This is a genomic window from Piscinibacter sp., assembly GCF_047600445.1.
Taxonomy (GTDB): Bacteria; Pseudomonadota; Gammaproteobacteria; order Burkholderiales; family Burkholderiaceae_C; genus Piscinibacter.
The window spans coordinates 1,755,333-1,769,367 of record NZ_JASGKT010000002.1 but is presented as its reverse complement, the minus strand read 5'-3'; the positions used below and the strand labels follow the sequence as shown (position 1 = coordinate 1,769,367).

General features: G+C 67.9%; 9 protein-coding genes and 3 tRNA genes. All 12 read left to right on the top strand.

All coding sequences use genetic code 11. The features are described from left to right. Nucleotides 1-27: 27 nt before the first annotated feature. Entirely contained in the window at nt 28-636 is a 609-nt protein-coding gene (gene clpP, locus QM792_RS12460; protein WP_415150407.1) for an ATP-dependent Clp endopeptidase proteolytic subunit ClpP, read from the top strand. A 137-nt stretch (nt 637-773) separates the two neighbouring features. Next, nucleotides 774-2,042 carry an ATP-dependent Clp protease ATP-binding subunit ClpX gene (gene clpX / locus QM792_RS12455; RefSeq protein ID WP_415150405.1) on the top strand — a complete coding sequence of 423 codons (1,269 nt, stop codon included), beginning with the start codon at nt 774-776 and terminating at the stop codon, nt 2,040-2,042. An 88-nt stretch (nt 2,043-2,130) separates the two neighbouring features. Continuing rightward, nucleotides 2,131-4,548, top strand: coding sequence for an endopeptidase La (gene lon / locus QM792_RS12450; RefSeq protein WP_415150403.1), 2,418 nt, complete (start codon nt 2,131-2,133; stop codon nt 4,546-4,548). Between the two features lie 25 nt (nt 4,549-4,573). Next, nucleotides 4,574-4,649: transfer RNA gene (locus QM792_RS12445), tRNA-Gly, on the top strand. 57 nt (nt 4,650-4,706) lie between these two features. Beyond that, nucleotides 4,707-4,780: transfer RNA gene (locus QM792_RS12440), tRNA-Cys, on the top strand. 71 nt (nt 4,781-4,851) lie between these two features. Further along, nucleotides 4,852-4,943 (top strand) — tRNA-Leu (locus QM792_RS12435). Nucleotides 4,944-5,042: 99 nt separating this feature from the next. Further along, the gene (locus tag QM792_RS12430; protein WP_415150401.1) at nt 5,043-5,792 is read left to right on the top strand and encodes an electron transfer flavoprotein subunit beta/FixA family protein; all 750 of its coding nucleotides are present in this window, start codon (nt 5,043-5,045) and stop codon (nt 5,790-5,792) included. A 1-nt stretch (nt 5,793) separates the two neighbouring features. Beyond that, nucleotides 5,794-6,723, top strand: coding sequence for an electron transfer flavoprotein subunit alpha/FixB family protein (locus QM792_RS12425; protein WP_415150400.1), 930 nt, complete (start codon nt 5,794-5,796; stop codon nt 6,721-6,723). 88 nt (nt 6,724-6,811) lie between these two features. Further along, nucleotides 6,812-8,605, top strand: a complete 1,794-nt coding sequence (locus tag QM792_RS12420) for an acyl-CoA dehydrogenase (RefSeq protein ID WP_415150398.1) — start codon at nt 6,812-6,814, stop codon at nt 8,603-8,605. Between the two features lie 24 nt (nt 8,606-8,629). After that, nucleotides 8,630-9,592 carry an NAD(P)H-dependent flavin oxidoreductase gene (locus QM792_RS12415; RefSeq protein WP_415150396.1) on the top strand — a complete coding sequence of 321 codons (963 nt, stop codon included), beginning with the start codon at nt 8,630-8,632 and terminating at the stop codon, nt 9,590-9,592. A gap of 240 nt (nt 9,593-9,832) precedes the next feature. Beyond that, entirely contained in the window at nt 9,833-12,691 is a 2,859-nt protein-coding gene (locus tag QM792_RS12410) for a 2-oxoglutarate dehydrogenase E1 component (protein ID WP_415150394.1), read from the top strand. Nucleotides 12,692-12,795: 104 nt separating this feature from the next. Then, nucleotides 12,796-14,031: a 2-oxoglutarate dehydrogenase complex dihydrolipoyllysine-residue succinyltransferase gene (odhB, locus tag QM792_RS12405; RefSeq protein WP_415150393.1), complete on the top strand. Its 1,236-nt coding sequence runs from the start codon at nt 12,796-12,798 to the stop codon at nt 14,029-14,031. Nucleotides 14,032-14,035: the final 4 nt, after the last annotated feature.

The following is a 14,035-nucleotide window of genomic DNA, read 5'->3' as shown; positions in this document are numbered from 1 at the left end:
CGCGTCTGACGCAATCCAAGGAACCGCATGAGCGCGCTCGACACCACCGGCCTGGGCATGGTGCCCATGGTCATCGAAACCTCCGGCCGGGGCGAACGCGCCTACGACATCTACAGCCGGCTGCTGCGCGAGCGCATCATCTTCCTCGTCGGCCCGGTCAACGACCAGTCGGCCAACCTGGTGGTGGCGCAACTGCTGTTCCTCGAGAGCGAGAACCCGGACAAGGACATCTACCTGTACATCAACTCGCCGGGCGGCTCGGTGAGCGCGGGCATGTCGATCTACGACACGATGCAGTTCATCAAGCCCGACGTCTCGACGATGTGCCTGGGCATGGCCGCCAGCATGGGCTCGTTCCTGCTGATGGCCGGCGCCAAGGGCAAGCGCGTGGCGCTGCCGAACTCGCGCGTGATGATCCACCAGCCGTCCGGGGGCGCGCAGGGCCAGGCCACCGACATCGAGATCCACGCGCGCGAGATCCTCAAGACGCGCGAGAAGCTCAACCAGATCTACGCCGAACGCACCGGCCAGCCGCTGTCCAAGATCCAGGCCGACATGGAGCGTGACTTCTACCTCGATGCCGAAGAGGCCAAGGCCTACGGCCTGATCGACCAGGTGATCAGCCAGCGCCCCTGAGCCTGAGTCGCCCGCCGAGCGCGGAAGAACGCGCAAAGCGCCGGAAAACGCCTGCTTGCGGGGCATTTCCACGGGGCGGGGCGGGTCGGCTTTTCCACTATCATTGCCCGGACGCTACCCACCCAGGCACTCCACACATGGCCGACAAGAAAGGCTCCGCCACCGAGAAGGTGCTTTACTGCTCCTTTTGCGGCAAGAGCCAGCACGAAGTCAAGAAGCTGATCGCCGGCCCGTCGGTGTTCATCTGCGACGAGTGCATCGAGCTGTGCAACGACATCATCCGCGACGAGGTGCCGGCCGAGGGCGAGCAGGCGCGTTCGCCGAAGTCCGACCTGCCGATCCCGACCGAGATCAAGAGCATCCTCGACCAGTACGTGATCGGCCAGGACGCGGCCAAGCGCACGCTCGCGGTGGCGGTCTACAACCACTACAAGCGGCTCAAGCACATGAGCCGCACCAAGGACGAGGTCGAGCTCGCCAAGAGCAACATCCTGCTGATCGGGCCCACCGGCTCGGGCAAGACGCTGCTCGCGCAGACGCTGGCGCGGCTGCTCAACGTGCCCTTCGTGATCGCCGACGCGACCACGCTGACCGAGGCCGGCTACGTCGGCGAGGACGTCGAGAACATCATCCAGAAGCTGCTGCAGAACTGCGGCTACGACGTCGAGAAGGCGCAGCGCGGCATCGTCTACATCGACGAGATCGACAAGATCTCGCGCAAGGCCGACAACCCCAGCATCACGCGCGACGTGTCGGGCGAGGGCGTGCAGCAGGCGCTGCTCAAGCTGGTGGAAGGCACGATGGCCAGCGTGCCGCCGCAGGGCGGGCGCAAGCACCCGAACCAGGACTTCCTGCAGATCGACACGACCAACATCCTGTTCATCTGCGGCGGCGCCTTCGACGGGCTGGAGAAGGTGATCCAGGGCCGCACCGAGCGCTCCGGCATCGGCTTCGGCGCCACCGTGCACGGCAAGTCGGAGCGGCGCGTCTCGGAGGTGTTCCGCGAGGTCGAGCCGGAAGACCTGATCAAGTTCGGCCTGATCCCCGAACTGGTCGGCCGCCTGCCGGTGGTGGCCACGCTGGGCGAGCTGACCGAGGACGCGCTGGTGCAGATCCTCACCGAGCCGAAGAATGCGCTGGTCAAGCAGTACCAGAAGCTGTTCGGCATGGACGGCGTCGAGCTGGAGATTCGCCCCTCGGCGCTGGCCGCCATCGCGCGCAAGGCGCTGGCGCGCAAGACCGGCGCGCGCGGCCTGCGCTCGATCATGGAGCATTCGCTGATCGACACCATGTTCGACCTGCCCAACCTCGACGGCGTGGCCAAGGTGGTGCTGGACGAACACACCATCGAGGAAGAGGCCAAGCCGCTGCTCGTCTACCGCGAGCAGGCCAAGGCGAGCGCCTGAAGTCCGGTGAGCCGCGCCCGGTTCCGCGCGCGGCTCCTTGCAATTGACCGCTCGGGCCGCAGATGGGCCTGAGAAAGAGAGGTTCCCAATGTCCGGACATCCCGTACTGCCCGCCGAGAAGATCAACCTGCCGCTGCTGCCGCTGCGCGACGTGGTGGTCTTCCCGCACATGGTGATCCCGCTGTTCGTGGGCCGCCCGAAGTCGATCAAGGCGCTCGAGGTGGCGATGGAAGCCGGCCGGCAGATCATGCTGGTCGCGCAGAAGGCCGCCGGCAAGGACGAGCCCAAGCCCGACGACATGTTCGAGGTCGGCTGCGTCTCCAGCATCCTGCAGATGCTCAAGCTGCCCGACGGCACGGTGAAGGTGCTGGTCGAGGGCATCCAGCGCGCCAACACCCACCAGATCAGCGACAACGGCGAATACTTCGTCGCCGACGTGACGCCGGTGCCGCCCGAGGCCGACAGCAAGCCCGAGGTCGAGGCGCTGCGCCGCGCGGTGACGCAGCAGTTCGACCAGTACGTCAAGCTCAACAAGAAGATCCCGCCGGAGATCCTGACCTCGATCTCGGGCATCGACGACGCCGGGCGCCTGGCCGACACCATCGCCGCGCACCTGCCGCTCAAGCTGGAGAACAAGCAGTCGGTGCTCGACCTGTTCGCGGTCGACAAGCGCCTGGAGAAGCTGCTCGAGCAGCTCGAGCACGAGGTCGACATCCTGCAGGTGGAAAAGCGCATCCGCGGCCGCGTCAAGCGCCAGATGGAGAAGAGCCAGCGCGAGTACTACCTGAACGAGCAGGTCAAGGCCATCCAGAAGGAGCTGGGCGACGGCGAGGAGGGCGCCGATCTCGAGGAGCTCGAGAAGAAGATCATCGCCGCCAAGATGCCCAAGGAGGCGCGCAAGAAGGCCGACGGCGAGCTGAAGAAGCTCAAGCTGATGTCGCCGATGAGCGCCGAGGCGACGGTGGTGCGCAACTACATCGACACGCTGATCAACCTGCCCTGGAGCAAGAAGACCAAGATCAAGCACGACCTGGCCTTCGCCGAGCAGGTGCTCAACGAAGACCACTACGGGCTGGAGAAGGTCAAGGACCGCATCCTCGAATACCTCGCGGTGCAGCAGCGCGTCGACAAGGTCAAGGCGCCCATCCTGTGCCTGGTCGGGCCTCCGGGCGTGGGCAAGACCTCGCTGGGCCAGTCGGTGGCGCGCGCCACCGGGCGCAAGTTCGTGCGCATGGCGCTGGGCGGCGTGCGCGACGAGGCCGAGATCCGGGGCCACCGCCGCACCTACATCGGCTCGATGCCGGGCAAGGTGCTGCAGTCGCTGACCAAGGTCGGCACGCGCAACCCGCTGTTCCTGCTCGACGAGATCGACAAGCTCGGCATGGACTTCCGTGGCGATCCGTCGTCGGCCTTGCTGGAGGTGCTCGACCCCGAGCAGAACCACACCTTCGGCGACCACTACGTCGAGGTCGACTTCGACCTGTCGGACACGATGTTCATCGCGACCTCGAACTCGATGAACATCCCGCCGGCGCTGCTCGACCGCATGGAGGTGATCCGCCTGTCGGGCTACACCGAGGACGAGAAGGTCAACATCGCGTCGCGCTACCTTTGCCCCAAGCAGCGCAAGAACAACGGCGTGAAGGACGAGGAGCTGGACGTCACCGAGAGCGCGATCCGCGGCGTGATCCGCTACTACACGCGCGAGGCCGGCGTGCGCTCGCTCGAACGCGAGATCAGCAAGATCTGCCGCAAGGTGGTCAAGTCGATCCAGCTCAAGCAGGTGAGCGAGAAGGTCGTCGTCACCGAGGACAACCTCAACGACTTCCTCGGCGTGCGCAAGTTCAGCTACGGCCAGGCCGAGAAGCAGAACCAGGTCGGCCAGGTGGTCGGCCTCGCGTGGACCGAGGTCGGCGGCGACCTGTTGACCATCGAGGCGGCGGTGATGCCCGGCAAGGGCAACATCATCCGCACCGGCCAGCTCGGCGACGTGATGAAGGAGTCGGTCGAGGCGGCGCGCTCGGTGGTGCGTTCGCGCGCGCGACTCCTGGGCATCAAGGACGAGCTGTTCGAGAAGCGCGACGTGCACATCCACGTGCCCGACGGCGCGACGCCCAAGGACGGGCCGAGCGCGGGCATCGCGATGACGACGGCCTTCGTCTCGGCGCTGACCGGCATCCCGGTGCGCGCCGACGTGGCGATGACCGGCGAGATCACGCTGCGCGGCGAGGTCACGGCGATCGGCGGCCTGAAGGAGAAGCTGCTCGCGGCGCACCGCGGCGGCATCAAGACGGTGCTGATTCCCGAGGAGAACGCCAAGGACCTGCAGGACATTCCCGAGAACGTGAAGAACCACCTCGAGATCGTTCCGGTGAAGTGGATCGACCGCGTGCTCGAAATCGCCTTGCAGTCCGCGCCGCAGCCGCTGCCCGACGAGGAGCCGGCCAAGGCGGGCGAGAGCGCCAAGCCGGCCGACGGCACCGGCGAGGCGGTGATGCAGCACTGAATTTTGTGTATACTGTGAGGCTCACGCGGGAGTAGCTCAGTTGGTAGAGCGCAACCTTGCCAAGGTTGAGGTCGCGAGTTCGAGACTCGTCTCCCGCTCCAGAGTCTGATCGGAAAAGGGAAGCCCAGGCTTCCCTTTTTTGTCAGAATCCCGCTCGCGGCGCGGTAGCAAAGCGGTTATGCAGTGGATTGCAAATCCATCTAGGTCGGTTCGACTCCGGCCCGCGCCTCCACAGAATTCTCCATCGGGCCTCGCCGTGCGCGAGGCCCTTTTCTTTGCGCGCGCCGATAATCGCGCCCGGCCGCCCGGGTGGTGAAATCGGTAAACACAGCGGACTTAAAATCCGCCGCCTCTCGCAAGAGGGCTTGCGGGTTCGATGCCCGCCCCGGGCACCACGCCGAGCCCGCGCTTGCATCGTTGCGCGCCCCGTCATCGTGCGTCTAAAATAGCACGATCGTTCGATTTTAAGTGTCAATACAGCAGGAGCCTGCCGGATGAAGATCCTCGTCCCCGTCAAGCGAGTGGTGGACTACAACGTGAAGGTACGCGTCAAGAGCGACGGCACGGGAGTGGACATCGCCAACGTGAAGATGAGCATGAACCCCTTCGACGAGATTGCCGTGGAGGAAGCGGTGCGGCTCAAGGAGAAGGGCGCGGCCAGCGAAGTGATCGCCGTGTCCTGCGGCGTCGCGCAGTGCCAGGAGACGCTGCGCACCGCGATGGCCATAGGCGCCGACCGCGCCATCCTGGTCGAGACCGACGCCGAACTCCAGCCGCTGGCCGTGGCCAAGCTGCTCAAGGCCCTGGTCGACAAGGAGCAGCCCGGCCTGGTCATCCTGGGCAAACAGGCCATCGACGACGACTGCAACCAGACCGGCCAGATGCTCGCCGCGCTGGCCGAACTGCCGCAGGCCACCTTCGCCAGCAAAGTCGAAGTCGCCGACGGCAAGGCCAAAGTCACCCGCGAAGTCGACGGCGGCCTGGAGACCCTGTCGGTCAGCCTGCCGGCCGTCATCACCACCGACCTGCGCCTGAACGAGCCGCGCTACGTCACGCTGCCCAACATCATGAAGGCCAAGAAGAAGCCGCTGGAGACCGTCAAGCCGGCGGATCTCGGCGTGGACGTGGCCCCGCGCATCAAGACCCTGAAGGTCAGCGAGCCGCCCAAGCGCAGCGCCGGCATCAAGGTGCCCGACGTGGCCACGCTGGTCGCAAAACTCAAGAACGACGCCAAGGTGATCTGAGATGCCCATCCTCGTCATTGCCGAACACGACCACGGCGCCCTCAAGGGCGCGACCCTGAACACCGTGACTGCCGCGCTGCAATGCGGCGGCGACGTGCACGTGCTGGTGGCCGGGCAGAACGCCGCCGGCGCGGCGCAGGCCGCCGGCCAGCTCCAGGGCGTGGCCAAGGTGCTGCACGCCGACGGCGCGAGCCTGGCCGAGCAGCTCGCCGAGAACGTCGCCGCGCAGGTGCTGGCGCTCGCCGCGAACTACAGCCACATCCTGTTCCCCGCCACCGCGCACGGCAAGAACGTCGCGCCGCGCGTGGCCGCCAAGCTCGACGTGGCGCAGATCAGCGACATCACCCGGGTGATCGGCCCCGACACCTTCGAGCGCCCGATCTACGCCGGCAACGCGATTGCCACCGTGCAGAGCCAGGACGCGGTCAAGGTCGTCACCGTGCGCAGCACCGGCTTCGACGCGGCGGGCCAGGGCGGCAGCGCCGCCGTCGAGACCGTCGCCGCCGTGGCCGACAGCGGCAAGAGCAGCTTCGTCGGCAGCGAGCTGGCCAAGAGCGACCGGCCGGAGCTGACCGCGGCCAAGATCATCGTCTCGGGCGGCCGGGCGATGGGCAGCAGCGAGAAGTTCACGGAGGTGCTGACGCCGCTGGCCGACAAGCTCGGCGCCGCGCTGGGGGCCAGCCGCGCGGCGGTGGATGCCGGTTATGCGCCCAACGACTGGCAGGTCGGGCAGACGGGCAAGATCGTCGCGCCGAGCCTGTACATCGCCTGCGGCATCAGCGGGGCGATCCAGCACCTGGCAGGCATGAAGGACTCCAAGGTCATCGTGGCCATCAACAAGGACCCCGAGGCCCCCATCTTCAGCGTCGCAGACTTCGGCCTCGAGGCCGATCTGTTCACCGCCGTGCCGGAGCTGGTGGCCGCGCTCTGAGTCGCCGCGCGCCTTCCGGATCAGCCCGTTCGCCGATCTCCCTGGCCGACGGGCTTTTTCTTGCCTGAATCTCTTCGAGGATGACACCGTGAGCTACGTCGCGCCGATCAAGGACATGCTGTTCTGCATGAAGGAACTCGCCGGACTGGAGGAAGTGGCGAAGCTGCCCGGCTTCGAGGAGGCCGGCCTGGACACCGCGCAGGCGGTGCTGGAGGAATGCGCCAGGCTCAACGAGGGCGTGATCGCGCCGCTGAACTGGGAGGGCGACAAGTACCCCTCGTCGTGGCACGACGGCAAGGTGACGACCACGCCGGGCTTCAAGGAGGCCTTCCGCCAGTTCGCCGAGGGCGGCTGGCAGGGCTTGCAGCATCCGGCCGAAGTCGGCGGCCAGGGCCTGCCCAAGACCATAGGCGCGGCCTGCGGCGAGATGCTCAACAGCGCCAACCTCAGCTTCGCGCTGTGCCCGCTGCTGACCGACGGCGCGATCGAGGCGCTGCTGACCGCCGGCACGCCCGAGCAGCAGGCCACCTACATCCCGAAGATGATCTCCGGCGAGTGGACCGGCACGATGAACCTCACCGAGCCTCAGGCCGGCAGCGACCTCGCGCTGGTGCGCACGCGCGCCGAGCCGCAGCCCGACGGCACGTACCGCATCTTCGGCACCAAGATCTTCATCACCTACGGCGAGCACGACATGGCGGACAACATCGTCCACCTCGTGCTCGCGCGCATCGCCGGCGCGCCCGAGGGCGTGAAGGGCATCAGCCTGTTCATCGTGCCGAAGTTCCTGGTCGACGCCGACGGCTCGCCGGGCGCGCGCAACGACGTGCACTGCGTCAGCATCGAGCACAAGCTGGGCATCAAGGCGAGCCCGACGGCGGTGCTGCAGTTCGGCGACAAGGGCGGCGCGATCGGCCAGTTGATCGGCCAGGAGAACCGCGGCCTCGAGTACATGTTCATCATGATGAACGCGGCGCGCTACGCGGTGGGCATGCAGGGCATCGCGGTGGCCGAGCGCGCCTACCAGAAGGCGGTGGCCTACGCGAAGGACCGCGTGCAGTCGCGCCCGGTGGACGGCTCGCTGCCCGGCAGCGCGGCGATCATCCACCACCCCGACGTGAAGCGCATGCTGATGACGATGCGCGCCTATACCGAAGGCTGCCGCGCGATGGCGCTGGCCGCCGCGGCCGCCTACGACGCCGCGCACCACCACCCCGACAAGGACGTGCGCGCGCAGAACCAGGCCTTCTACGAGTTCATGGTGCCGCTGGTGAAGGGCTACTCCACCGAGATGAGCGTCGAGGTCGCCAGCCTGGGCGTGCAGGTGCACGGCGGCATGGGCTTCATCGAGGAGACCGGCGCGGCGCAGTACTACCGCGACGCGCGCATCCTGACGATCTACGAAGGCACGACCGCGATCCAGGCCAACGACCTGATCGGCCGCAAGACCGCGCGCGACGGCGGCCAGACCGCCAAGGCGATCGCGCGGCAGATCGAGCAGACCGAAGCCGCGCTGGCCAAGAGCGCCAGCGCCGCCGCGCGGGCCATGCAGGCGCGGCTGCGCGCCGCGCGCGAGGCCTTCGTGCAGGTGGTCGACTTCGTCGCCGGCAACACCAAGGCGAGCCCGAACGCGGTGTTCGCCGGTTCGGTGCCCTACCTGATGCTGGCCGGCAACCTGATGGCCGGCTGGCAGATGGCGCGCGCGCTGCTCGCCGCCGAGGCGCTGCTCGCGCAGGCCGATGCCGACCAGCCTTTCCTCACCGCCAAGATCGCCACCGCGCGCTTCTACGCCGAGCACCTGCTGAGCCGCGTGCCCGGCATGCGCGACGCCATCGTCGCCGGCGGCGAGAGCGTCAACGCGCTGCCCATCGACGCCTTCTGACAACGCCCACCCGGAGACCACGACGTGTCGCTGCCGCCCATCCTCGCCAAGCTTCCGCTGCCGGCGATCGCCTCGCCGATGTTCATCATCAGCAACCCCAGGCTCGTGATCGAGCAGTGCAAGGCCGGCATCGTCGGCTCGATGCCGGCGCTCAACGCGCGCCCGGCCGAGCAGCTCGACGAGTGGCTGGCCGAGATCACCGAGACGCTGGCGGCGTACGACCGCGCGAACCCGGACAGGCCGGCCGCGCCGTTCGCGATCAACCAGATCGTGCACAAGACGAACGACCGGCTCGAACACGACATGCAGGTGTGCGCCAAGTACAAGGTGCCGATCGTGATCACCTCGCTGGGCGCGCGCACCGACATCAACGAGGCGGTGCACGGCTGGGGCGGCATCGTGCTGCACGACATCATCAACAACGCCTTCGCGAAGAAGGCGATCGAGAAGGGCGCCGACGGCCTGATCGCGGTGGCGGCCGGCGCCGGCGGCCATGCCGGCGTGAAGAGCCCGTTCGCGCTGATCCAGGAGATCCGCGGCTGGTTCGACGGGCCGGTGGCGCTGTCGGGCGCCATCGCCACCGGCGGCGCCATCCTCGCCGCGCAGGCGATGGGCGCCGACCTGGCCTATATCGGCTCGGCCTTCATCGCCACCGACGAGGCGCGCGCCAGCGACGCCTACAAGCAGGCGATCGTCGAAGGCACGTCGGACGACATCGTCTACTCGAACCTGTTCACCGGCGTGCACGGCAACTACCTCAAGCCCTCGATCCGCGCCGCCGGCCTGGACCCCGACAACCTGCCCGAGAGCGACCCGAGCAAGATGAGCTTCGGCGGCGGCGAGGGCTCCAAGTCCAAGGCCTGGAAGGACATCTGGGGCTGCGGCCAGGGCATCGCCGCGGTCGACAAGGTGGTGCCGGCCGGCGAGCTGGTGGCGCGCCTGGCGCGCGAGTACCAGGCGGCACGGCAGCGGCTGCGCGCCGCCTGAGCGCGCGCCTAGGCACGACTTCGCGTTTCCCCTAGGGGCCGCTTCAGCGGTGCGTCAGCATCGCTGCGGATCATGCGCGCCGGTGCTACAGTCGCGCCGGTGACTTTCCAGGTCCTTCCCGTCCCCTTTGCTGGTCCATCAGCCGAGGCGGGTCGCTAGTCCGCCAGCCGGTTAAGCCGTGTCGCGGAAGGTTTTTCAACCCACTACAGCGCTGGAAACCGGCGCGAGAGGTGAGCGAAGATGATGCAGCAATACAGGTCGAACTCGTACCTGTTCGGAGGCAACGCGCCCTACGTCGAGGAGATGTACGAGGCCTACCTCGACAACCCCGGCTCGGTTCCCGACAACTGGCGCACGTATTTCGACGCGCTCCAGCACGTTCCCGCCACCGACGGCAGCAACGCCCGCGACATGGCGCACGCCCCCGTCGTCGAATCCTTCGCGCAGCGCGCCAAGGCCAACGCCTTCGCCGTCAAGGCCAGCGCCAGCGAGCTGGCGGTGGCGCGCAAGCAGGTCCACGTCCAGTCGCTGATCGCGGCCTACCGCTCGCTGGGCGCGCGCTGGGCCGACCTCGACCCGCTCAAGCGCCAGGAGCGCCCCAAGATCCCCGAGCTGGAGCCGGCGTTCTACGACCTGAGCGAGTCCGACATGGACATCACGTTCAGCGCGACGAACACCTACTTCACCACCGCCGAGCACCAGACGCTGCGCGAGATCCTGCAGGCGCTGCGCGAAACCTACTGCGGCACCATCGGCGCCGAGTTCATGCACATCACCGAGCCGGTCGAGAAGCGCTGGTGGCAGCAGAAGCTGGAGGCCATCCGCAGCAAGCCCAGCTTCACGGCCGACGAGAAGAAGCACATCCTCGACCGCCTGACCGCCGCCGAGGGCCTGGAGCGCTACCTGCACACCAAGTACGTCGGCCAGAAGCGCTTCTCGCTGGAGGGCGGCGAGAGCTTCATCGCCTCGATGGACGAACTGGTGCAGGGCGCCGGCAAGCGCGGCGTGCAGGAGATGGTGATCGGCATGGCGCACCGCGGCCGCCTCAACGTGCTGGTCAACACGCTCGGCAAGATGCCCAAGGACCTGTTCGCCGAGTTCGACCACACCGCCAAGGAAGACCTGCCGGCCGGCGACGTCAAGTACCACCAGGGCTTCTCGTCGGACATCACCACGCCGGGCGGCCCGGTGCACCTGAGCCTGGCGTTCAACCCCTCGCACCTGGAGATCGTCAACCCGGTGGTCGAGGGCTCGGTCAAGGCGCGGCTGGACCGCCGCGGCGACAAGGAAGGCGACAGCGTGCTGCCCGTGCTGGTGCACGGCGACGCGGCCTTCGCCGGCCAGGGCGTGGTGATGGAGACGCTGGCGCTGGCGCAGACGCGCGGCTACTACACCGGCGGCACCGTGCACCTGGTGATCAACAACCAGATCGGCTTCACCACCAGCGACCCGCGCGACACGCGCTCGACGCTGTACTGCACCGACGTCGTCAAGATGATCGAGGCGCCGGTGCTGCACGTGAACGGCGACGACCCGGAAGCGGTGGTGCTGTGCACGCAGCTCGCGCTCGAGTACCGCCAGGAGTTCAACAAGGATGTCGTGGTCGACATCATCTGCTTCCGCAAGCTCGGCCACAACGAGCAGGACACGCCGGCGCTGACGCAGCCGCTGATGTACAAGAAGATCGGCCAGCACCCCGGCACGCGCAAGCTGTACGGCGACAAGCTGGTGGCGCAGGGCGTGCTGCCCGAAGGCGGCCCGGACGACATGGTCAAGGCCTTCCGCGCCGCGATGGACGCCGGCAAGCACACCGTCGATCCGGTGCTGACCAACTACAAGAGCAAGTACTCGGTCGACTGGGCGCCCTTCCTCGGCAAGAAGTGGACCGACGCGGCCGACACCGCGCTGCCGCTGACCGAGGTCAAGCGCCTGGCCGAGCGCATCACCACGCTGCCCGAGAAGTTCAAGCCGCACCCGCTGGTCGAGAAGGTGCTGGCCGACCGCGCCGCGATGGGCCGCGGCGAGATCAACGTCGACTGGGGCATGGGCGAGCACCTCGCCTTCGCCTCGCTGGTGGCCAGCGGCTACGCCGTGCGGCTGTCGGGCGAGGACTGCGGGCGCGGCACCTTCACGCACCGCCACTCGGTGCTGCACGACCAGAACCGCGAGCGCTGGGACGAAGGCACCTACACGCCGCTGCAGAACGTGGCCGAGGGCCAGGCGCCCTTCGTCGTGATCGACTCGCTGCTGTCGGAAGAGGCGGTGCTCGGCTTCGAGTACGGCTACGCCAGCGCCGAGCCGAACACGCTGACCATCTGGGAGGCGCAGTTCGGCGACTTCGCCAACGGCGCGCAGGTGGTCATCGACCAGTTCATCGCCTCCGGCGAGGTCAAGTGGGGCCGCGCCAACGGCCTGACGCTGATGCTGCCGCACGGCTACGAAGGCCAGGGCCCCGAGCACAGCTCGGCGCGCCTGGAGCGCTTCATGCAGCTCGCGGCGGACAACAACATGCAGGTGGTGCAGCCCACCTCGGCGAGCCAGATCTTCCACGTGCTGCGCCGCCAGATGGTGCGCATGTTCCGCAAGCCGCTGGTGCTGATGACGCCCAAGAGCCTGCTGCGCAACAAGGACGCCACCTCGCCGCTGAGCGAGTTCACGCGCGGCGAGTTCAAGACGGTGATCGGCGAGGTCAGCGCCGAGATCGTGCACGACAAGGTCAAGCGCGTGGTCGCGTGCTCGGGCAAGGTCTACTACGACCTCGTCAAGGCGCGCGCCGAGAAGAAGCACACCGACGTCGCGATCCTGCGCGTCGAGCAGCTCTACCCGTTCCCGCACAAGGCCTTCGCGACGGAGATGAAGAAGTACCCGAACGCGGTCGACGTGGTGTGGTGCCAGGACGAGCCGCAGAACCAGGGCGCCTGGTTCTTCGTGCAGCACCAGATCCACGAGAACATGCTGGAAGGCCAGAAGCTCGGCTACGCCGGGCGGCCCGCCTCGGCCTCGCCGGCGGTGGGCTACGCGCACCTGCACCAGGACCAGCAGAAGGCGCTGCTCGACCAGGCCTTCGGAAAACTCAAGGGTTTCGTCCTCACGAAATAGGTCCACCCCCGCAGCGCCCGGCGGCGCTGCGCCGCCGGCGGACCGGCCGAGCCGGGCCCGCGCGGCGGCCGCGCGGTACGTACAACACACTCTGAAGACACATCATGGCAATCGTCGAAGTGAAGGTTCCGCAACTGTCGGAATCGGTGGCCGAAGCCACCTTGCTGCAATGGAAGAAGAAGCCCGGCGAAGCCGTGGCGATCGATGAGATCCTGATCGAGATCGAAACCGACAAGGTCGTGCTCGAAGTGCCGGCGCCGGCCGCCGGCGTGATCGCCGACCTGGTCGTCGGCGACGGCGGCAGCGTCGTCAGCGATCAGGTGATCGCGAAGATCGACACCGAAGGCACGGCCTCGGTGGCGGCGGCTGCGGCGCCCGCGCCCGCCGCCGCGGCCCCCGCGCCGGCCGCCGCCGGCAAGGCCGGCGTGGCCATGCCCGCCGCCGCCAAGCTGATGGCCGACAACAAGCTGCCCGCCGGCTCGGTGCCCGGCACCGGCAAGGACGGCCGCGTGACCAAGGGCGACGTGCTCGCCGCCGTGGCCGGCGCCGCCGCCGCGCCGGCGCTGGCCGTGCCGGCCGCGCCCGCCGTGGCCAAGCCGCTGCCGGCCGTCGCCGCGCCGGCGGCCGTCAACCTGGGCGACCGCCCCGAGCAGCGCGTGCCGATGTCGCGCCTGCGCGCGCGCATCGCCGAGCGGCTGCTGCAGTCGCAGGCCACCAACGCCATCCTGACCACCTTCAACGAGGTCAACATGGCCCCGGTGATGGAGATGCGCAAGCGCTTCCAGGAGAAGTTCGAGAAGGAGCACGGCGTCAAGATCGGCTTCATGAGCTTCTTCGTGAAGGCGGCGGTGGCCGCGCTCAAGCGCTACCCGGTGCTCAACGCCTCGGTCGACGGCAACGACATCGTCTACCACGGCTACTTCGACATCGGCATCGCGGTCGGCTCGCCGCGCGGCCTGGTGGTGCCCATCCTGCGCAATGCCGACCAGATGAGCTTCGCCGACATCGAGAAGAAGATCGCCGAGTTCGGCCAGAAGGCCCGCGACGGCAAGCTCTCGCTCGACGAACTCTCTGGCGGCACCTTCTCGATCAGCAACGGCGGCGTGTTCGGCTCGATGCTGTCGACGCCGATCATCAACCCGCCGCAAAGCGCCATCCTCGGCGTGCACGCGACCAAGGACCGCGCGGTGGTCGAGAACGGCCAGGTCGTGGTGCGCCCGATGAACTACCTTGCGATGAGCTACGACCACCGCATCATCGACGGCCGCGAGGCGGTGCTGGGCCTGGTCGCGATGAAGGAAGCGCTGGAAGACCCGGCCCGCTTGCTGTTCGACATCTGAGGAC